A 20,509-nucleotide genomic window follows, 5' to 3' on the forward strand; every position below is an offset into this window, starting at 1 on the left:
GTCACAACCGGCCAGTAATTACTGGCCGGTTTTTTATCGCTTTATGGCGTCGCCCGCCCGATGATCCCCGGTATCTGCTGCCTCCCGGTGGTTAGCATCCAATCACGAAAACGTCACGAAAATTTATTAATTTCCTGGGTGACGATCATTTTTTATCATCATAACAACCTGCTAGAAAACAATAGTGTACCGATAGTTAGCCAGATAATAACTGACTCATCGGATCTCATGCCGCGCTGAGTAGCCTACGCTAAATGTACATTTACAGTAGCAATGCTTAATAATTTGCTTGACCGAGGAACACGTGATGACTCACTGGCTCGCCAATGCGACAGAGGCATGTATTTATCCCCAGCAAGTGGGCAACCTCGCCGTGATGCCCCGGCTGGACAAGGTACAGGAAGCCGATGTGGTGGTGATCGGTGGCGGATTGCTGGGCCTGTCTGCCGCTCTGCATCTTGCCGCCGCCGGTGTCGATACGGTTTTATTGGAAAAGGCGCAGGTTGGCGGCCGCGCTTCAGGGCGCAACGGCGGCCAGCTGACGCCAGGCATGGCGCGCTGGAAGGCGCGGCAAATGCTGCAAATGCTGCCGTTTGAAACCGCACGGTGGCTGTGGCAGTTCGCATCATCGGAAGCGATGCAGTTACTGGACAGTTTATTGGAAACACACGGCATCAATGCCGATCGCCACCATGGTCATCTTACCGCCGCCGTGCATCCGGCGCATATGGCGCCCTTGGCCGAGGAGTTGGCGGCACGTCAGACGTTGGGCGATCGCTGCGCCGCTATGCTGGATCGCGATCAATTGCGCACTCACCTGAATTCAGCCAACTATCATGGCGCGGCAATCGATCATTCAGGCGGGCACATTCATCCGCTAAAGCTGGTGCACGGCCTGCTGGGTGCCTTTCTGCGCGCAGGTGGACAAGCGTATGAAGACAGTGCGGTTGTGGCGTTAAGGCCGGGTGCACGTGGCACGCTGGCGCTCACCGCCGCTGGCGGCATGGTGGCGCGTAAGGCGATTGTGCTGGCGATGCATGCAGACACCGGGACGTTGCAACCGCAAGAAGAGTCGATGACATTACCGCTCTATACCTACGTCGCAGCCACCGCACCGGTCAGCGGCGGGATTCATACCCTGTTACCGACCGCTATGCCGGTGTACGACACTCAGTTGCAGATCGATTATTTTCGTCCCTATGACAACGACCGGTTGTTGTTCGGCGCGCTGGGCACCAGTCAGTTGCTGCCGAGGGCGTCGATTGTCAAACGTCTGCAACAGCGATTGACCGCGGTGTTCCCGCAGCAGCCGAATCTGTCCCCCGAATTTTTCTGGGCCGAACCTTTCGACATTACCCGCTCCGGCATGCCGGTGTTTCGCAAGTCTGCCGCGCCGGTGCCGGTATACAGCGCCTATGGCTGGAACGGCCACGGTTTGGCACAGAGCGTGCGGGTAGGAAAAGCCATCAGCGACGATCTGTTACGGCTAAACCGCGATTTCTTGCGACTGACCCGGTTCCCCCCTGTCGCCTTCCCTACCCGTTTCCTGTCCAAACGCCGGCTGGCTTCGTTGGCGATGCTCTCCGCACGCGTGGTCAATCTGCTGCAACCACATAAAATGCTGTCATCCTGAAAACGGGTCTGGCAATTGCCCTCTGCCAGCTTCTTACCTTCTGTTACGGCTTTGTCGTGATGTTCGACCACGGTATCGAGTGCCGATTGTCATTTTTATGTCACCTGCTGGCGTTAGAAATAGCCAATATTTTGAGTTGGCAAATTGAACAGGATCTAACGTGATACCACGTCTGGGCGAAAAACATTTTACGGCTTCGGCCATTATTCTGGATGAAGACCACCGCGTATTGATGCATTTTCACCATAAGCTGCAATGCTGGTTATACCCCGGCGGACATGTTGAACCGAATGAAGAACCGCAGGAAGCCCTGCAGCGTGAGGTCAAGGAAGAGGTCGGGATTGAGACCCGCATCATTGGTTGTGCTCGCCACAGCGCGATAGCGCTGGTGAACGATCAACAGGATGTTGTAGAACTGCCTAGCCCGTTGACCATTCTTTGTGAAAGGATCGGTGATAAAAACGGCGACTATCACTGGCATATTGACTTGATCTACTTATGCCGTTCTCCGGCGGCCTGCGTTGCTGCCCACAGCGGCTTTAAATGGTTCACCATGGCAGAAGTAGAAAAACTCGCATGTCCGCGCGAGCTCCCCTCCCTGATTGGCAGAGCCATCGACCTCTGCCGGCACGTTACGCCGCGTTGAGGTTGCCGTGCGCCGCTGCGGTGGCTAATCGGCGATTGGCACGCTTTCGTTTACCGTGATTTTTGCCACTCGCCGGCTTCGGATGGCAGTGATAGAAAGGTTATTAACGCAGCAACTCCGTTAAAATAACAATAAATTAACAAGACCCTACGGAGCGCTGCCATGACCCTGAATCAAAAACGCATGTACATTAATGGCGAATTTATCGCCAACCCTGACGATCGCTGGATTGACGTGGTCAATCCGTCGACCGAACAGATCATTATGCAGATCCCCCAAGGCAGCGCCGAGCACGCGAAACAGGCGATTGATGCCGCCGCCGCCGCACAGGCCGATTGGGAAGCGTTACCTGCCGTCGAGCGTGGGCAGTGGCTGCGTGCCATCGCCAACGGCATCCGCCAGCGTGCGGAGGAACTGACCGCCACCATCGTCGCCGAAGGCGGTAAAACTCAGGAACTGGCCAAGGTGGAAGTGCTGTTCACCGCCGATTACCTTGATTATATGGCTGAATGGGCGCGCCGTTATGAAGGCGAAATTATCCAGAGCGATCGGCCCAACGAGACGATTTTCCTGTTCAAGAAGGCCATCGGTGTCACCACCGGCATTTTACCGTGGAACTTCCCGTTCTTCCTGATTGCACGCAAGGCGGCGCCGGCCCTGCTGACCGGCAATACCATGGTGATCAAGCCCAGCGAATTGACGCCGGGCAACGCGGTGATATTTGCCGAGATTGTGCACCAGGTCGGATTGCCACGCGGGGTATTCAATCTGGTGACGGGCTATGGTCCCGAAGTTGGACAGGAACTGGCGGCCAATGCCAAGGTCGGTATGGTCAGCCTGACCGGCAGCGTCGGCGCGGGTATCGCCACCATGCGTGCAGCAGCCGACAACGTCACCAAAGTGTCGCTGGAACTGGGCGGTAAAGCCCCGGCGATTGTCATGGCCGACGCCGATCTGGATTTGGCGGTGAAAGCCATCGTCAGTTCGCGGGTGATCAACACCGGGCAGGTGTGCAACTGCGCCGAACGTGTTTATGTGCAACAGGCAATTTATCCCCAGTTCATCGAGCGGCTCAGTACGGCATTACAACAGGTAACCTATGGCGATCCCAATACCCAAACCGGGCTGGATATGGGACCGCTGATCAGCGCAGAGGCGGTAAAACGGGTGGAGGACAAGGTAGCACGGGCCGTCGAACAGGGGGCGACGCTGCGATTTGGCGGGCAACGTGCCGCGCGCAGCGGTTATTTTTTCCCCCCTACCTTACTGACGGAGGTGCGTCAGGATATGGAAATCATGCAAGAAGAGGTGTTTGGTCCGGTATTGCCGGTAGCAACCTTCAACACGCTGGATGAGGCCATCGCCATGGCCAATGACAGCGAATACGGCCTCACCTCCTCCATTTTTACTCGCGATCTCAATGTGGCGATGCGCGCGCTCAAGCAGTTGAAGTTCGGCGAAACCTACATCAATCGTGAAAACTTTGAAGCGATGCAGGGGTTCCATGCCGGCTGGCGCAAGTCCGGCATCGGCGGCGCCGATGGCCGCCACGGGCTGGAGGAATACCTGCAGACCCAGGTTGCCTATTTACAACTTTAGCCATCCACCGTTACAGCGTGGCGCAACGCGGGCCGTCAGGCGCAGAGTGTTTGATCCATACCGCCTGCCACGGCCGCAACGTCATGCTGCCGTCAAACGCCGTCATGGCGATCAGATCGGTGCCCGGCAGCGGCAAGTGCAGCGTTTGCGGAGCGGCACTGACGTTCACCACGCAGCTGATGCGTTCCTGCCCGCGCTGTTCGGCCCGTTCGATGCCGAACAGCGCGTCGCCAAGTTTCAGCACCCGCTGCGCCGCCTGGGGGGCAAACGCCGGCTGGGTACGGCGACAATAAATCAGGTGACGCAGACGATGGAACACTTCCGCCCGTAGCGTGCCTGGCTCAACCAGCTGTTGTTCCAGGCTTTTCAACTGCAGTTTTTCGCGGTTGATGCGCCGGTTGATGCCGGAGCGCGCTACCCCCGCCAGATCGCTGCGGCTACCGAGCAGGCTATGATAATACAGCGCCGGTACGCCACGGAATGCCAACAGGATTGACTGTGCCGCCACGAACTTGTCGGCTTTGGTGTTGACGCCGTCATCCGGCTCGCACAGGGCATCCAGATAGTTGATGTTCAACTCATACGGCGACTTACTGCCGTCGGGGTTGTTACGCCAGGAAATTCGCCCGTCCTTACGCTCCACTTCGGCCACCAGAAACGCCCGCTCGGCATCGTCCAGCAGATTTTCAGTCGGCCGCAGGCCGATGCCGTCGTGGCTGGCCAGAAAGTTGAAAAAAGTGGTGTTGATCGGCTGCGTTTCGGCACTGAGTCGGGTCGCCCAGGCATTGAGCCAGCGCGTATTCTGGCGTAAAAATGCGTGCAGCGTCAGCGGTGGTAACGGAAACTGGTACACCATGTGCGCTTCGTCGCCGTTGCCGAAATAGCGAATATTTTCGCTGTGCGGCACGTTGGTTTCGGTGATCAGGCGGCAATGGGTATTGGCGCGGTCGAGCACCAGCCGCCACAGCTTGATGATCTGATGCACTTCCGGCAGGTGTATACACGCGGTCCCTGTCGCTTTCCAGATAAAGCCAATTGCATCCAGGCGAATCGACCGTCCGCCGGACGCGGCGTATTGCAGCAGGATGTCGATGCTTTCCAGTAACACTGCCGGTTCGCGAAAATTAAGGTCTATCTGGTCTTCGCTGAAGGTGGTCCACAAATAGACGCGCTGATGGTTGGCTTTGACATACGGCGTCAGCAGTGGCAGCGCGCGTGGGCGCATCACCGAATGGTAATCGGCCTGTGGGTCGGCCTCGATAAAATAGTGCTGGTATTTTTCCTCGCCGCGCAGATAAGCCTGAAACCACAGGCTGGCGCTGGAAACGTGGTTAATCACGCAGTCAAACATCAAATCATAATGCTGATGCAATGCGTGAATATCTGTCCAGTCGCCCAGTTCAGGATTGATACGTCGATAATCCACCACGCTGAACCCGTCATCCGAGGTCCAGGGAAACATCGGTAACAGATGAATATCGCTGATTAAGCCTTGCAGCCAGCGATCGGCGAACTGTTTCAGTACCCGCAGCGGTTTTTCATCGTCCTGATACAGACCGTCGCCATAAGCGATCAGATAAATGGTTTTCTCGTCGACCGATTGCGACCGCTGTTCTCGGGGTAAGCGCCACTTTTCTATCAACGCCAGAATGTCGGCAATCAACGCCGGCCGTCGTTCGGCAGGATACAAACTGCGCAGCAATTGCTGTAGCTGTTGCTCGAAGTCTGACGCCATAGCCCCTCCTTTTGTGTAAAACCATTAGCTTCCTTTATAACCGCTTCTGGTAAACAGGTAAAACACCTCGGCAGGCTACCGTTGGCTGTGTGCCTTTGTGAGCGATGCCTCATGGTGGGCAAATTGCCGACTTGCATCAGGCGGCCAACGGCGACTGCTGCTATTTTGTTTATGGCGGCCGAGCCAAAAAAACGGCTGAAAGTGATTACGCAACAAGGTATTAGCCACTTGGCCGCCGCATCAACACTAACCGGAAAGGAACCCTTATGCAGATTCGCCTGTTTAAAATAATGGCGCTGAGCGCCGCCATCATGACGGCCAGTTCTCCGCTGTTTGCCGCCCAACTCGACGCCGGTGCGGTGGCCGCGCCGGACGAATACGGTGCTAAAGTCGCGGCGCAGATCCTCAAGGCCGGTGGCAACGCGGTGGATGCCGCCGTAGCGACCGCCTTTACCCTGGCGGTTACCTATCCCGAAGCCGGCAACATTGGTGGCGGCGGCTTTATGGCGCTGTATATCGACGGTAAGCCCTACTTCCTGGATTATCGTGAAACCGCACCCAACGCCGCCAGCAAAGGCATGTATCTGGATGAAAAAGGCCAGGTTATCGACAACCTCAGTCTGGTTGGCAGCAAAGCCGCCGGGGTTCCGGGTACGGTGATGGGATTATGGGAAGCGCACCAGAAGTTCGGCAAACTGCCCTGGGCGGAACTGTTAACGCCGGCGATTGGCTACGCGCGGCAGGGCTTTACCGTCGCCAACCAGCAGTACCAGTATCGTGAAGACGCCAATAAACTGTTTGCCGGCAAAACCAACTTCGGCGACTACTTTGGCAGCATGAAGCCAGGCAGCCTGTTTAAACAACCAGAACTGGCAAAAACCCTCGAACGGATCGCCGATCGGGGGGCTAGCGACTTTTACCGCGGCGAAACCGCCAACCTGTTGGTAAAGCAGATGCAGCAGGATGGCGGTTTGATCAGCGCGGACGATCTGAAGGATTACCGCGTGAAATGGCGTGAGCCGATGCAGATCGCCTGGCGTGGCAATACCATCTATACCGCCCCGCTGCCTAGCTCCGGCGGCATCGCTCTGGCGCAGTTGTTGGCAATCAAGGAGTATCGCGCCGCCGATTTTAAGGGGGTCACGCTCAACTCGGCACGCTACATCCATTTGTTGTCGGAAATTGAAAAGCGGGTGTTTGCCGATCGTGCCGACTATTTGGGCGATCCTGACTTTACCGATGTGCCGGTGGCCAAGCTGACCGCCGCCGATTATCTGCAAAAACGCGCGGCAGAAGTGAATCCGCAGGCCATCTCCGCCAGCGAAAAAATACGTCCCGGCCTGGAAACGCACCAAACCACCCACTTTTCGGTTATCGATGCGCAAGGCAATGCGGTCAGTAATACCTATACGCTAAATTGGGACTTTGGCAGCGGCGTGGTGGTCAATGGCGCCGGCTTCTTGCTGAACGACGAAATGGATGATTTCAGTGCCAAACCCGGCGTGGCAAACGCCTTTGGCGTGGTGGGCAGCGACGCCAATGCCATTGAGCCTGGCAAGCGCATGCTGTCGTCCATGAGTCCGACCATCGTTACCCGCGACGGCAAGGTGACGCTGGTGCTCGGCACGCCGGGGGGGTCACGCATTTTTACGTCAATCTTTCAGGTGCTGAACAACATTTACGATTATCACCTGTCACTGCAACAGGCGGTAGCGGCGCAGCGCGTACACCACCAGTTGCTGCCCAAAGACACCCTCTACTACGACAGTTACGCGCCGTTGACCGGTCAGGTGGCGGCAGAGTTAACCGCGCTGGGTTATACCCTGGAGGATCAGGGTTGGAACATGGGGGATATCCAGGCGATCCGCGTCAATGGCAGGATGCCAGAAACCGCTTCCGACCCGCGTGGTCGAGGTACTGGACAGGTGATCGAACGCTAGTGTGCTGGCCAATTGCGTCGGGGAGCAGCAATACCCGGCGCTGCTGATGAAATATTTAGACATTATTATTTAATTTATAATTAACATATATGCATCGTCATTAACATCGCCCCGCTTATCTGTATTTTTTTGTGTCTTGAAAAGATTATTTTGCGTATTGGGCTAATCTTATAAGACTAATTAATATATCGATTAGTCGGAGGTTAATGATGCACCATCAAAGCGATCGGCAGAAAAAGCCGGAAAAAAACACCCCGCCAGCCGCTTCACCAAAGCGGGAAAAGGATGATTATCACCACGCGCCAGAGTCCGGTGACAAGCAGGTGAAATAATGACTACGGGCGACCCAACGCTGGCCATGCTGCTGTATTTCGTTATGCCATTATGGTTATTGGCCGGCATCGCCGACTGGGCATGTCATCGCGCGACTGAAATAGAGAAAACCAGCGGTACCAAGGAGTCACTGCTGCATTTGATGATGTTTGTCGAAGTGGGTATTCCGTTGTTGGCCGCCATTTTCCTTGAAATCAACAGCCTGATTATCTTGTTGATGATAGTCGCTTTTTTTGTTCATGAAGCCACGGCGCTGTGGGATGTCAGCTACGCCGTGGACCAACGTGAAGTTACGCCGATCGAACAGCATATTCACAGCTTTCTGGAGATGATCCCGTTAATGGCGATGCTGATGGTGATCTCGTTAAACTGGCAGGATTTCACCGCGCTGTTCGGCATGGCCGACCAATCTGCCGACTTCTCGCTGCGTTGGAAAACACCCCCGTTGCCGACCGGTTATAGGCTGACGCTGTTCGCGGCAATATTGCTGCTGGTTATTATTCCCTACATCGAAGAATTTGTTCGCACTTTGCGAAAGAGGTAAATCATGCCGTTTATTCCTTTTAATCCCTCGCCAGGTTACACCTTAGGCGCCGAATTAGAATTACAGCTCATTGATTTAAATAGCTGCGAGCTTTCGCAAAAAGGCCTGGAAATTATAAAAGCCATGAATAATGAAAAGAATATAAAGGAAGAGCTGACGCTATCAACCATAGAAATTAATTCGGCGGTGCATAAGAATCCCTTTACCCTGTACGATGAATTGAGCACCATTGCCAGCCAGCTGTCGGACGTGGCCGCCGGTTATCACTGCGGGCTATGCGGCGGCGGTCGCCATCTTACCAGCGATTGGAAAGAACAGTGCATTACCCCCACCGAACGTTATCAGGAGGTGTACGATCACCTGGGTTTTTTGGCAAAACTGTCCTGCGTTTTTGGCCAACATATTCACGTCGGTGTTGAAAGCGGCGATGATGCCATTTATCTGTGCCACGCGCTGATCCCCTACCTGCCGCACTTTATCGCCCTGAGTGCCTCGTCGCCTTATTACCAGTCGGTTGATACACGCTTTGCCAGTTCACGTTTCAGCGCGCTGAACTCGTTCCATACCTTCGGCTACATTGAGAATATCCACAATTGGCAGCAGTTTAACCAGTATGTCGACACCGCGACGCGGCTGGGGATCATACAATGCCTGAAGGATATTTATTGGGAAATCCGGCCGAAGCCCAACTTCGGTACGGTCGAGATCCGCGTTTGCGATACGCCGTTGTCGATTTATCATGCCTGCATGCTCAGCGGTTACGCGCAGCTGTTGGTGAAATATCTGCTCGATGAACGCCGGCCGCTGCAACAGGCCTACCATTCTGCCGTCACCTGCAACACCTTCTGCGCCCAGCGCTACGGCTTCAGCGCGCCTTACATCGACTGTCAGTCAGCAGAGAAAACCGAATTGTCACGTCATCTGCTGTTTACCCTGCAACGCCTGTATCACTACGCCAGCGGTCGTGACATCGAGGTCCTGGATTACCTGAAACAATATGTCATGCACGGCGAAAACGATGCCGATCGTATTCGCGGCATGGCGCAGGCGGGTTACAGCGAAAGCTGCATCATCCAGACCATGATGGCGCTGCTGACCAGCGGTGTGCACAGCGGTAACGTGGCGATCGGCGCCTGAAAGATGCAGCGAATGAAGGAAAAGCGGGACCGTTGGACGGCCCCGTGGGTGTTGCGGCGGGCGCTCTGCCCCCGATAGATGGATTACGGATTTAACTGGGTGCTGTAATTGACCGGTACCCAACGGTAACCCTGACCTTGCGCTTGCACATGCCCCAGACCGGGGAAGGCAATATGCGCCGCCGCCACCCAATAGCCCTGTTTGGCAGCCTGCGCCAAAATACGCTCGCGGGTCGCGATGGCCTGCTGACGATCGACGTCGAAATGAATCGCCACCTGCGGCTCAGGCATCTGTACCGCCTTGGCATGGATGATATCCCCCCACAGCACCAGCGTTTGCCCCGCGCTTTCCACCCGATAGGTCACGCTGCCCGGAGTATGCCCATAGGCCGCCTGCGCCTGTATGCCCAGAGGCAAGGTGGCCGGCGCGGTAAAGGTTTTCAGTTTGCCGGCGGCGATAATCGGCTTTAACACCTCGGCAGATTGTTTAAAGGTATGGCGCTGCCCCGCTTCCACTTTGCTCTGGTTGGCACTATCCAGCCAAAAATCAGGATCGTGTTTGTCGACATAGACCTCGGCATTGGGGAATGCCGGTTTGCCATTGAGCGTCAGGCCACCGGAATGATCGCCGTGCACGTGGGTCACCAGCACCGCATTGATGCTTTCCGCCGGGTAACCGGCCGCTTTCAGGTTGGCTAACAGATGGCCGCCGTTATTGCCGAACAACTGCCCCGCGCCGGTATCGACCAGAACCCGCTGTTTGCCGTCGTCGATCACGAAGGTATTGATTGAGGTTTCCGCTTGTGGCGTCATCGCGTCCTCTGCCATTCGCTGTTTTAAGCGTTGCGGATCGATCGGCAGCAGCAATTTCTCCAGCGGCAGCGTGATGGTGCCGTCGGACACCGCGGTCACCGTCAGCTTGCCCAATGCCATACGGTAATATCCCGGCGCCTGCTGATGCGTATCGGCAGCGTGGGTCAGCGAGGTTGCCAGCAGTAGACTGGCGGGCAGCACTAAATATGATTTCATAGCTATCCTGTTGGTGGAAAAACATCGCTTTAACGTTGGCAGAGATTATCGTATTGTCCAATCACATCATTCAAATCGATTGGATTGATTGTGAATATCAGAGAAAATGATTTTAGTCGTATCGATCTGAATCTATTGACGGTTCTGCTGGTGCTGTATCGTGAAGGCAGTGTCTCCCGCGCCGCTCAGAAACTGTTTCTTGGCCAACCGGCGGTCAGCGGCGCTTTGGCACGGCTGCGTGTCATGTTCGACGATCCACTGTTCGTACGTTCGGCCAACGGCATGGATCCGACGCCGCGCGCCCACGCCCTGGTGCGCGAACTGACGCCGCTGATGGAAAACATGCAGCAGGTGCTGTTTCGGCAGCCACAATTCTCCCCCGCCAGTTCGCAGCACAGCTTTCGTCTCGGTATCACCGACTGGGTGGAAAGCTGGCTGATGCCACCGCTGTTCGAACTGCTGCATCAGCACGCCCCTGGCATCACGCTCAACGTGGTGGCAACCGATCCGTTTCAGGATGGCGACGCGCTGGAGCAGGATCGCATCGATCTGGCCATTTCGGTGGCGGACGGCGCCGCACAGGGTCTACGGCGACAGGTATTGGCGGTAATGGGCTACAAAACCTTTTGGCATCCGGCGCAATGGCAGCCCAGGCTGCCATTGACGTTGGAGGCCTATACCCGCGGCGAGCATCTGTTGGTGTCCTATCGCGGCGCCAACAGCAGCATTATTGACCGCCAACTGGCGTTGTTGGGGCATCGGCGACGGGTCCGTTACACCACGCCGCACTTTGCGACGTTACCGCTAATGCTGCAACGTACGCCAACCTTCGCTACCGTGCCGGATGGGCTGGAACCCAGTTGGCGCCAACATTTTGGCCTGTGCGCCAGTGAATTGCCGCTGGAAATCGCAAAGTTTGAGGTCGCCATGCTGTGGCATCGCCGTCGCGAGCAGGAGCCGGCGCTGCAATGGTTACGTAGCAGTCTGGCACAATTACTGGCGCAGTGACGGCCAGGCTTCAGCGATGCGCCGTGGTTTTTTCCGTTGGTACATCAGGGCATCACCGGCAGCCAGTCACCGATCAAGCCCCTGCCGCTGTGGTGGATCAAACTCGACGATACCGTAGGAAAAGCCCAGTCGGTATCGCACGGTGCGCGCGACGTTTCCTGCGTGGCCAACCGGCAGTAGGCCTTGAACCACTGCCGGTTCTCATCAACCAGCGTGACCAACCCAATCGGTACTCGAAACAAACGTCGCGCCATGCGGGTGATACGATCAAAACGTTCTTCCAGCGCGGTATCCAGCACTCTCTAATCGCAGCGTCACACCTAATGCCATCACGCTGATGGATAAAATAGATGGCGCTTTTAGCCTTTGCTCCCGGCTTTGATTTCAGCGCCGGTATTTATACTCGCCGTTTATGTTTATCCAAGGTTCTGGTGGCGTGACAAAACCCTTTTTACGCAGTGGCAGTTTGCACGACGTGGTGGCCCTGGGGGAAAATGGGCAACCGGTTTATACCCTGGCGCAGCCGTTGCGCGAAGCGCTGCGCCTGCAAAATCAGCCTGCGGTAGCGCAGATGCTGGCCATTCCTCAAGTTAATCAAACCGGCGATCGCATCGACTGGTATGCCCCTTTCGCCGGGACGGCGATCGGTTGGCAAGCCGCCAGCCTGGCGCAGCGTCAGGCGGCATTGCAGGTTCTCGACGCCGGCCGCAGCGCGGTCGCCACGCTGAGCCAGCGGGCGTTGGCTTCTGCCAACCCGGCGCACAGGCTGTTCGCCGCCCTGCTCGACCATGCATTGCAGATTCCTGATGCCCAGCACGTTTTTCTGGTGGATGGCAAACCGGTACTGACCTTTTGGGGCTTCATCCGCCACCAGGGTGTGCCGAGCAACGACATGTTTGCCTGTCTGCGCCCAGCGCCGGAAGAGAGGTCCCTGGCGCCTACCGACCTGCCGCCGCCATTACCGCCGTCAGTATCCGCGGTTCCTCCGCCATCCGAGATGATCCCAGCCACGCCGGCGGCGGTTGTCGCGCCCGTAATGGGGAGCGCTAAGCGCCGGTGGCGTTGGCTTTTGGCGTTGGCCGTCATGTTGGCGCTGGTGATAACGCTGGCGCTGCGCAGTTGGCCGTCTACACCCGCACCCGTCACGGTGGCGGCACGCGCGGCGCCAGCGATACCAGACAAAACATCCGTTGCGTTGCCGCCGCTCCAGCTACCGCTGGCAGCCGCCACGGTGATGCCACCGGTGCCCCAGGTCCAGATCGCCACGCCGCACGATAAACATGCGCTGGTGATGCCTACCGCGGCGGTCAGGGCCGGATCCAACCGTTTTCTTGACGGTAAATGGCGCGCGCGGCCGGCGGTCGACAGCCCGCTGACCGGCAAACTGCCCACTCTGCGCTATCGGTTGTATCACGGCAAAGGGACGGCCAACCTGACGCAGGCCGACGGTGTGCGTTGCAGCGTCAACGTTGAGGCCGGGTTGATGCAATCCGGCAATCTGGTGATCAACAGCCGTACTCGGGCACGCTGCAGCGACGGTTCACGCTATCAACTGCCGGAGCTGATCTGTACGCCGATGGGCGACGACGCCGCCGCGCAATGTATCGGCCGCTACGGCAACCAAACCGACTATCCCATGATGATGACGCGCGAGAAAAAATAATGCTGGCGACTTTGACCGACTACCCCGCACGAATCACGCTGATTCAAGACAGCGGCATACAGTTCCTCGATTTTGGGTTGCCTGCCGCCACCGTCCTGCCGGAATTGCCCGGCGCGTTTGTGCGCAAAACCGCTAACGGCCCGCTGTTGCGACTGGCGTTCGACACAGTGCACGGCAGGTATCTGCTGGCCAATGTGCCAGGAGAGCCGCCGGAAATGGTGCGGCCGGAATTGCGTTTTCCGCTGGAGTATTCACTCCACCTGCTGAACAACCAATGGTTGCCGCTGCCGTTCTTGCGCTTCAACCCAGCAAGCGGCTTGCTGGCCGGACCGGATAATTGGGCTCGGCTGCGCATTACCCGGCTGGAAGATAGCGATAGTGACGGTAACCGCTGGCGTATCACCCTGGCATTTGACACCCAGGTGCTGGATGCCGCCGAAGCGCCGCTGGCGCCCACCGACCATGACGTCAGCGCCGGGCTGAGTTTCGCCCTGGCGCACCATAGCCGCGATCTGGATCCGTTTCTCGATTTGACCTGGGTTGACGGCTGGCTGCGGGAAACCTTTGTTCAGCAGGCCGTTGCCCTCGAGCAACGCAGTGAAGCGGCGCTACGCAACGCGCTGAAGCTGTTTGAATATCAGGCACATTACCTTAACCTGCTGGCGATGTTCGGCGACCGCCTGCAATTGCCGCAAATCAGACTGATCGCCCCGTCAGCGCAGGCGCCGGCGGTGGCAGTCGATCTGATCCTTGATGTCGGCAACTCGCATACCTGCGGCATTATGGTTGAGGATCATCCAGAGGAAAGTGACGGGCTGAAACATACCTACGAACTGCAACTGCGCGACCTGGCGCAGCCGCAGTACCTGTACCAGGCGCAGTTTGACAGTCGTGCCGAGTTTGCGCCGGCCGAGTTTGGCAAAGCGCAGTTTTCATTCCAGAGTGGCCGTGAACAGGCATTTTGCTGGCCCTCGATGATGCGTGTCGGCAGTGAAGCCAGCCGACTGGCGGCCCGGCGCCAGGGCACCGAAGGCGCAACCGGTCTTTCCAGTCCACGCCGCTATCTGTGGGACGAGGAGCGCTATCCCCATGGCTGGCGCTTCAATATGCCGCAGGAACCGATGGCCGCTGCCGCACCGCTGGCGCATCTGCTCAATGACCAGGGGCAGCCACTGTTTAATCTGGCGGCCGAGGAGCGGTTGCCGGTATTCAGCGCCAGCTACAGCCGTAGCGCGATCATGACGCTGATGCTCAGCGAACTGCTGGCACAGGTGCTGATGCAAATCAACAGCGTTGGTCAACGGTTGAAAATGCCGCACGGCAACGCGCCACGGCAATTACGTAATATCATTCTCACGCTGCCCTGTGCGATGCCGAAACCGGAGCGTGAACTGTTCCGCCGCCGCATGCACGATGCCATTGGCCTGGTGTGGAAAGCACAGGGCTGGCACCCGGTGGATGCGCCCTTCACCAGCCTGGCGCAACAAAACGCCGGTAAACTGCCGGTGCCACAGGTGCAGATGGCGTGGGATGAGGCCACCTGTGGCCAACTGGTGTATCTCTACAATGAGACACAGTTGAATTTTGCCGGCCACAGCGCGGCGTTTTTTGCCAGCATGGCGCGGCCAGACCGCCCTGCAGCGCAGCACGGTAAAGCGCTGCGCATCGCCTCGATTGACATTGGTGGCGGCACCAGCGATTTGTCCATCACCCAGTTTTCTCTCGATGACGGTGTGGGGCATAACGTGAAAATCGTGCCAAACCTGCTGTTTCGCGAGGGCTTTAAAATGGCCGGCGACGATATTCTGCTCGATGTGATCCAGCAATACCTGCTGCCGGCGGTACAACGGGCACTGCAACAGGCTGGCGTCGCGCAACCCGCCGCGCTGATGGACAAACTGTTCGGCAGCCAAGGCCGTCTGGACGGATTTTCCGCCCGTCGGCAGCAAACGGCTTTGCAGCTGTTTATACCGCTCGGTCACGCCATTTTACAGGCTTATGAACAATACGATCCGCTCGACCGGCATACGGAACTGGCGGCAACCTTTGGCGAACTGTTGCCCCAGTTACCCACCACCGGCGTACTGACGTTCATCAACGGTGAAACGCAACGTCAGCTACCGGCTGATGCCGCCACATTCGATATTCTGCAAACGCCGCTGTTGCTGCCGCTGCATCAACTGCACGTGGCATTCCTGAACGGCAAGATGCGCATCGCCGCCTGTCTGCGCGCGCTGGCAGAAGTGGTCGCACATTACGGTTGTGATGTATTGCTGCTCAGCGGACGCCCATGCCGCCTGCCGGGCGTGCAGGCGTTGCTGCGTCATTTGCAGCCGCTACCGGCCAACCGCATCGTCTCACTGGACGGTTACCACACCAGTAGTTGGTATCCGTTCCACCACCAGGGAAAGATTGAAAATCCAAAATCCACCGCGGCGGTTGGCGCGATGCTCTGCCTGCTGGCGCTTGATCTGCGTCTGGGCAGTTTCTATTTCAAGGCCGGTGATTTTCAGCCTTATAGCACCATTCGCTATCTCGGCATGCTGGATGCACAGCAGGCGCTCACCGCCGACAACGTGTATTACCGTGATATCGATCTGGATGCGGCCGAGTTTATGCTCGACGCAGCGCGCTTTCCGCTGCGTGGCCCGCTACAACTGGGTTTTCGGCAGCTGGACAACGATCGCTGGCCAGCAACGCCACTGTATAACCTGAGCATCGTCGATGCGCAGCTGGCACGTCGCCTGGCCAGCAACGACGTTTTGCATCTGCGGCTGCGGGTGGTGGACGGTGAGCGTTTTGAACTGGCGGATGCCGTACTGGCGGATGGCACGCCGGTTCCCTTGCAACAGTTGCAGCTCAGGCTTAATACCCTGGCCGCCGGCGGTGCCGGCGCGACGCACTATTGGATCGACAGCGGGAGCGTCTTCAACACATGAATCCACTAACCGTCAATACCCTGGTGCAGCAGGCACGGCAAACCGCACTGACGATTGGCAACCTTGCCGACTGGTTGAACCACGCCCGGCAGCGCTCAGCGCGGTTGGCTATCGAGGCCGACCGCCTGCAACTGGCGCTGCAACGCTGCCAACACGACGCCGAACGGCTGGCGCAGGCGGCCAGCGATGTTTTCAGCATTGGCATTTATGGTCGCGTTCAGGCAGAAAATGCGTCACTCGCTGTCATTTTGGGACGTCAAACGATGCAGGTTGCGCAGCCGACGTTGACGCTCCGTTACCGTCACAGTGCGACAATCGCCGCGCCACGCCTCACGCTGTTGACCGAGGCCGATCTGATCACCCTGCTGTTCATTACCGCCGGCGCGCCGCCGCTGGACGAGCAGCAGCTCAATCAGCAACTGGCCGCGTTAAGCCAGCGGCGTCAGACGGTGGCCGTGGCGGGAATGTCGTCACGTTGCGTAGCATCGCTGCGAGATGCGCTGTTGCGCCATCGGCCGCAAATGCCCCCGGCCAATGCTTTCTGGATGGCTGCGAGCAACCTGGCGCCTTATCTGGGCATTGATCACCGTGCTCAGCTGTTTTCGCCGTTGTGGAACAGCCAGCCGCAGCTGACCGGGCTATATCGCCAACTGGCTCACTCGTTACACGGCCTCGGCAGCCGGCATATTCAGCTAATGAAAGGCGAACTGCCGTACCTCGATGGCATCATTGACGGTAGCCTGGCAACGCACCTCAATAGCCCACTGGACAGCAGCGTGCAGATCGCGACATTGGCTGGCGATGAGGCCAATCGGCGGGCGTTTTCATTGGCCGAACTGGCCTTGTTGAGCGTTGAACTGTGCCTCAGCCAACCGGTTGAAAACGATCCGTTCAGCGAGCCGGTGGATATTCTGGACATTCCTGCCGGCGTTGACGGCGACACTTCGACGCCGATACAGCGGTTGATGCAGGCCAAGCGGGCCTGCCAACTGGCATATTGCACCGATCGTCGCCAACCGCAGTTGTTGCTGGTCGGCTCCACTACCACCCGGCATCAGGACGTTGCCGAGGTCGGTAAAGCGCTGACCGATTGGCAACAGCGCCAGCAGGCTGAGCAACCGCCGCTGTGTGGCGATGGCAAACCGGATCTGATGTGGGTCTTTAGCCATCACCGCGCCTCGGCCGGGCAAAAAAAGCTGGACGACGCGGTACAGCGTTATGTCAGCGCCAGCGGCGCGCAATGGGGATCGCTATTGGCACTGGATGCCAGCGACATTCGACGGATGCTGGCCTACCTGGCCGCGGCGGCCAAGGCAACCACGCAGCGTCAGCGCATTGGCGGGTTATTGCAGGCGCTGAGACGCGAGGTACGTGAAACGTTGCTGGGCAGTTGGCATCAATCGGCCGAGAGTCAGGGGCGGCAGAGACGACAAACCGCCCAGCACCTGCTCAAGGCCCTGCAGGCCAGAACCGGCGTACACGGCGAACTGCTGGAGCGTCTGTTGCCAGAGCGCGATCGGCTACGCCGTTTGCAGCGGCAAACGTGCAGCGTCGGATCATCGGTCGATGATCCGTTCAGTATTGGCGTGGAGTTGGATCTGTTGACCAACGCCTCACACAGCCAAAACGTTACGCCAGACAATCACGCCTTTGCCGATGCGCTGTTCGCTGACTGGATCGGCCATTTACGCGCCTTGCCGTACCATGACGCAGTGCGCAAGCTGCTGGCGGTGGATCAAACCACGCTGAATCTCCTGGTGGATGAACTGGTTAATGCCGCCTTTCGTCTGGAACTGGCGGCTCAGCTGCGGCACAGTCTGGCGACGGCAGGCAGCGCTGCCGATCGGCAAATATCTCAGGCGTTAAGCGTACTGGGTGATTTTGTCGCCTGGCTGGGGTTCCAACATCTGCCGGCATCGCAGCGTCCGGCCAGTCGTATCCATCACGGACAGCCGATCTTTGTCTCCGTAGCCCAGCTGGATACTGCCCGTCCAGCGCGTTTAACGCAATTGGCGGCAACGCCGGTCAACGGCGCGGCGTTTTATATCTATGACTGGCTGGTGGGGTTAGATGCCCTGATCGAGCAAAATGACGGTCATGATGCCGCCAGCTCACTGGATAACCAACTGCGAGCGCGCCTGACGGCGCTGAGCGAGGCGTTGGCGTAATGCAAAGCGGTATCGGGCAGCAACCCGATACCCTTAGATAGACGATCAGAAACGATCGATGCCGACCAGTTGATCGAGAGGCAGTTTGCCGATGCGTGGGTACGGTTCGCTGACGCCTTTGCCGATCGCTACCATTAGCGCGATCTGATAATGATCCGGTTTGTTGATCAGCGCGCCGACCGCCTCAAAGTCAAAACCGTCCATCGGGCAGGAGTCATAACCCTGCGCCTTGGCGGCCAGCATCAGCGTCTGGGCGAAAATACCGCTGCTGCGCATGATTTCATCACGCTGCACCTGCGGTTTGTCGCGGTAATACTGGTCGATGGCCGGGTACATAAACTGTTGCACCGGCTCTGCCGCTTCACCCCAAACGGTTTTTACCTGCGATTGCCAACTGGATAAATCACCGCATAGCACCACCAGCATCGACGCATCGGTCACCTGGGCCTGATTCCAGGCAACTTCGCGGATCGCTGCGCGCTGCGCCGCATCTTCAACCAGCAGCGGCCGCCAATGCTGCAAGTTGAACGCACTGGGCGCATTTTGCAGCGCAATGTTCAACAGCGCTTTTTTCTCTGCCAGCGTCATCTGATGCTGGCGATCAAACTGTTTGGTTGCCCGGCGTTGGGCAATGGCATCAAGCGTATTCATGATTTTCCTTATGTCTGGTGTCTTATGTCTTATGTCTTATGTCTTATGTCTGGTGAGTATTTTCTTCCGTTGGCCGCGTCTGTCCAGCTCTAAAGGGCTAGACGGTACGTTTTCGTCAGCCCAACTGCTCGGCCGCCTGCGCCAGATAGCTGGCCATTTCGCTGTCTGGCACCATACCGCCGCCGGTCGCCCAGACCAGGTGAGTTGCCTGACTCATCCTGGCGGCATCCAGACCGCGCTGCGCCAGCCATGGGTGTTCGGCAGCAACCCGCCACGGCCCCGGCATACCCGCCAGCGCCGACGGTTCCAGGCGGATCTGCTGCTGGCGATCCAATAGCCCCAGCAGGCGATACATCTCGCTGTCGCTCAGGGTATAACAACCGTCCAGCAGGCGCTCCATCGCGCGCCCGACAAAGCCGGAAGCGCGGCCGACCGCCAGGCCATCGGCAGCCGTGACGTTGTCGATGCCCAGATCCTGCACCGCGATGCCGTCGTGCAACCCGGTATAGATGCCCAATAACATGCAGGGGGAATGAGTCGGCTCGGCAAAGAAGCAGTGCACGTGATCGCCGAACGCCAGCTTCAGGCCAAACGCCACCCCGCCAGGCCCACCGCCGACGCCACACGGCAGGTAGACGAACAGCGGGTGTTGTTCATCCACTGTAATCCCCTGCTGGATAAACTGCTGTTTCAGCCGCTCGCCGGCTACCGCGTAGCCGAGAAACAGGGTTTGCGAATTTTCGTCGTCGATAAAGAAACAGTGCGGATCGTCGGCCGCCTGCTTACGCCCCTGTTCCACCGCCACGCCATAGTCCTGCGCATACTCGATCACCTCGACGCCATGTTCGCGCAGTTTTTGCTTCTTCCACGCGCGGGCGTCGGCCGACATATGTACACTAACGCCAAAGCCCAGTTTGGCGCTGATAATACCGATCGACAGCCCCAGATTGCCGGTAGAGCCAACGGCAATACGGTATTGGCTGAAGAAATGGCGGAAATCGTCAGAAAACAGCCTGGCGTAGTCGTCATCCGGTTTCAGCAGGCCGGCACCGACCGCCAGCATTTCCGCGTGGGTCAACACTTCATAAATACCGCCGCGCGCCTTGATCGAACCGGAAATCGGCAGATGGCTGTCTTGCTTCAATAACAATCGACCGGGCAAGGTCAGCCCGTAATGCACATTCAGCGCCTGCTGCATGGCGCTAATGGCAGTCAATGGCGACTCAATGATACCGCCGTCCGCGCGGGTCTGCGGAAATGCCCGGCTGATGTAGGGGGCAAAACGCGCCAACCGCCGGGATGCCTGCGCAACGTCCTCAGCGCCGAGGCCGACAAACGGCAGCCCTGCGGCCAGCGTGGTTGAACGTGGGTTAAACCAGCTGACCGGCTGTAGCGCCATCAGTTGGGCAACCAGCGGATACTCGGCAATCAGCGCATTGATCTCGGACTGTTTCATCGGGGCTTCCTGCTTGCATAACACGGGAA

16 protein-coding genes are annotated in these 20,509 nt (G+C 57.9%); 11 read left to right on the top strand and 5 right to left on the bottom strand.

Annotated elements, in window-relative coordinates; genetic code table 11:
- Window positions 1-307 precede the first annotated feature (307 nt).
- The 3 genes from AC2AXP_RS06810 to aldA all read left to right on the top strand — a co-directional run bounded on the left by AC2AXP_RS06810 (window position 308) and on the right by aldA (window position 3,878).
- Window positions 308-1,633 (top strand): NAD(P)/FAD-dependent oxidoreductase, encoded by a 1,326-nt coding sequence (locus tag AC2AXP_RS06810; protein WP_273868272.1) that lies wholly within the window; start codon window positions 308-310, stop codon window positions 1,631-1,633.
- A gap of 160 nt (window positions 1,634-1,793) precedes the next feature.
- Complete coding sequence (locus AC2AXP_RS06815) at window positions 1,794-2,279, top strand: NUDIX hydrolase (protein ID WP_484381515.1); 486 nt, start codon at window positions 1,794-1,796, stop codon at window positions 2,277-2,279.
- 162 nt (window positions 2,280-2,441) lie between these two features.
- A complete protein-coding gene (gene aldA, locus AC2AXP_RS06820) occupies window positions 2,442-3,878 on the top strand; it encodes an aldehyde dehydrogenase (RefSeq protein WP_004962863.1) in 1,437 nt (478 codons plus the stop codon).
- Window positions 3,879-3,888: 10 nt separating this feature from the next.
- Here aldA and AC2AXP_RS06825 read toward each other — a convergent pair whose 3' ends face one another.
- Window positions 3,889-5,613, bottom strand: a complete 1,725-nt coding sequence (locus AC2AXP_RS06825; protein WP_484381516.1) for a sugar phosphorylase — start codon at window positions 5,611-5,613, stop codon at window positions 3,889-3,891.
- A gap of 266 nt (window positions 5,614-5,879) precedes the next feature.
- Here AC2AXP_RS06825 and ggt point away from each other — a divergent pair, with 266 nt between their 5' ends.
- The 4 genes from ggt (at window position 5,880) to AC2AXP_RS06845 (ending at window position 9,567) form a co-directional block, all read left to right on the top strand.
- Window positions 5,880-7,553 carry a gamma-glutamyltransferase gene (gene ggt / locus AC2AXP_RS06830; protein ID WP_484381517.1) on the top strand — a complete coding sequence of 558 codons (1,674 nt, stop codon included), beginning with the start codon at window positions 5,880-5,882 and terminating at the stop codon, window positions 7,551-7,553.
- Window positions 7,554-7,759: 206 nt separating this feature from the next.
- Window positions 7,760-7,885 (top strand): hypothetical protein, encoded by a 126-nt coding sequence (locus AC2AXP_RS06835; protein ID WP_004962854.1) that lies wholly within the window; start codon window positions 7,760-7,762, stop codon window positions 7,883-7,885.
- Window positions 7,885-8,430 carry a hypothetical protein gene (locus AC2AXP_RS06840; protein ID WP_004962851.1) on the top strand — a complete coding sequence of 182 codons (546 nt, stop codon included), beginning with the start codon at window positions 7,885-7,887 and terminating at the stop codon, window positions 8,428-8,430. The genes AC2AXP_RS06835 and AC2AXP_RS06840 overlap by 1 nt, the downstream gene beginning before the upstream one ends.
- Window positions 8,431-8,433: 3 nt before the next feature.
- A complete protein-coding gene (locus tag AC2AXP_RS06845) occupies window positions 8,434-9,567 on the top strand; it encodes a YbdK family carboxylate-amine ligase (protein ID WP_198773066.1) in 1,134 nt (377 codons plus the stop codon).
- A gap of 83 nt (window positions 9,568-9,650) precedes the next feature.
- Here the strand turns inward: AC2AXP_RS06845 and AC2AXP_RS06850 are convergent, their stop codons facing one another.
- Window positions 9,651-10,595 (bottom strand): MBL fold metallo-hydrolase, encoded by a 945-nt coding sequence (locus AC2AXP_RS06850; protein WP_273868282.1) that lies wholly within the window; start codon window positions 10,593-10,595, stop codon window positions 9,651-9,653.
- A 90-nt stretch (window positions 10,596-10,685) separates the two neighbouring features.
- Here AC2AXP_RS06850 and AC2AXP_RS06855 point away from each other — a divergent pair, with 90 nt between their 5' ends.
- On the top strand, window positions 10,686-11,603 hold the full coding sequence (locus tag AC2AXP_RS06855; RefSeq protein WP_416153053.1) for a LysR family transcriptional regulator: 918 nt from the start codon (window positions 10,686-10,688) through the stop codon (window positions 11,601-11,603).
- A 44-nt stretch (window positions 11,604-11,647) separates the two neighbouring features.
- Here the strand turns inward: AC2AXP_RS06855 and AC2AXP_RS06860 are convergent, their stop codons facing one another.
- Window positions 11,648-11,902, bottom strand: a complete 255-nt coding sequence (locus AC2AXP_RS06860; protein WP_449145539.1) for a hypothetical protein — start codon at window positions 11,900-11,902, stop codon at window positions 11,648-11,650.
- A 137-nt stretch (window positions 11,903-12,039) separates the two neighbouring features.
- Between AC2AXP_RS06860 and AC2AXP_RS06865 the strand changes: the two genes are divergently transcribed.
- From AC2AXP_RS06865 to AC2AXP_RS06875, 3 genes are read left to right on the top strand one after another with little or no spacing between them, the layout of a single operon-like run.
- Complete coding sequence (locus AC2AXP_RS06865) at window positions 12,040-13,266, top strand: SrfA family protein (RefSeq protein ID WP_273868284.1); 1,227 nt, start codon at window positions 12,040-12,042, stop codon at window positions 13,264-13,266.
- On the top strand, window positions 13,266-16,205 hold the full coding sequence (locus AC2AXP_RS06870; RefSeq protein WP_004962834.1) for a virulence factor SrfB: 2,940 nt from the start codon (window positions 13,266-13,268) through the stop codon (window positions 16,203-16,205). The genes AC2AXP_RS06865 and AC2AXP_RS06870 overlap by 1 nt, the downstream gene beginning before the upstream one ends.
- Window positions 16,202-18,373 (top strand): virulence factor SrfC family protein, encoded by a 2,172-nt coding sequence (locus AC2AXP_RS06875; protein ID WP_484381518.1) that lies wholly within the window; start codon window positions 16,202-16,204, stop codon window positions 18,371-18,373. Before AC2AXP_RS06870 ends, AC2AXP_RS06875 begins: the two co-directional genes overlap by 4 nt.
- A gap of 45 nt (window positions 18,374-18,418) precedes the next feature.
- Here the strand turns inward: AC2AXP_RS06875 and AC2AXP_RS06880 are convergent, their stop codons facing one another.
- Both AC2AXP_RS06880 and AC2AXP_RS06885 read right to left on the bottom strand, forming a co-directional pair.
- The gene (locus tag AC2AXP_RS06880; RefSeq protein ID WP_004962830.1) at window positions 18,419-19,024 is read right to left on the bottom strand and encodes a nitroreductase family protein; all 606 of its coding nucleotides are present in this window, start codon (window positions 19,022-19,024) and stop codon (window positions 18,419-18,421) included.
- A 115-nt stretch (window positions 19,025-19,139) separates the two neighbouring features.
- On the bottom strand, window positions 19,140-20,480 hold the full coding sequence (locus AC2AXP_RS06885; protein WP_004962824.1) for a D-serine ammonia-lyase: 1,341 nt from the start codon (window positions 20,478-20,480) through the stop codon (window positions 19,140-19,142).
- Window positions 20,481-20,509: the final 29 nt, after the last annotated feature.

The organism is Serratia sp. Sp408 (assembly GCF_057180665.1).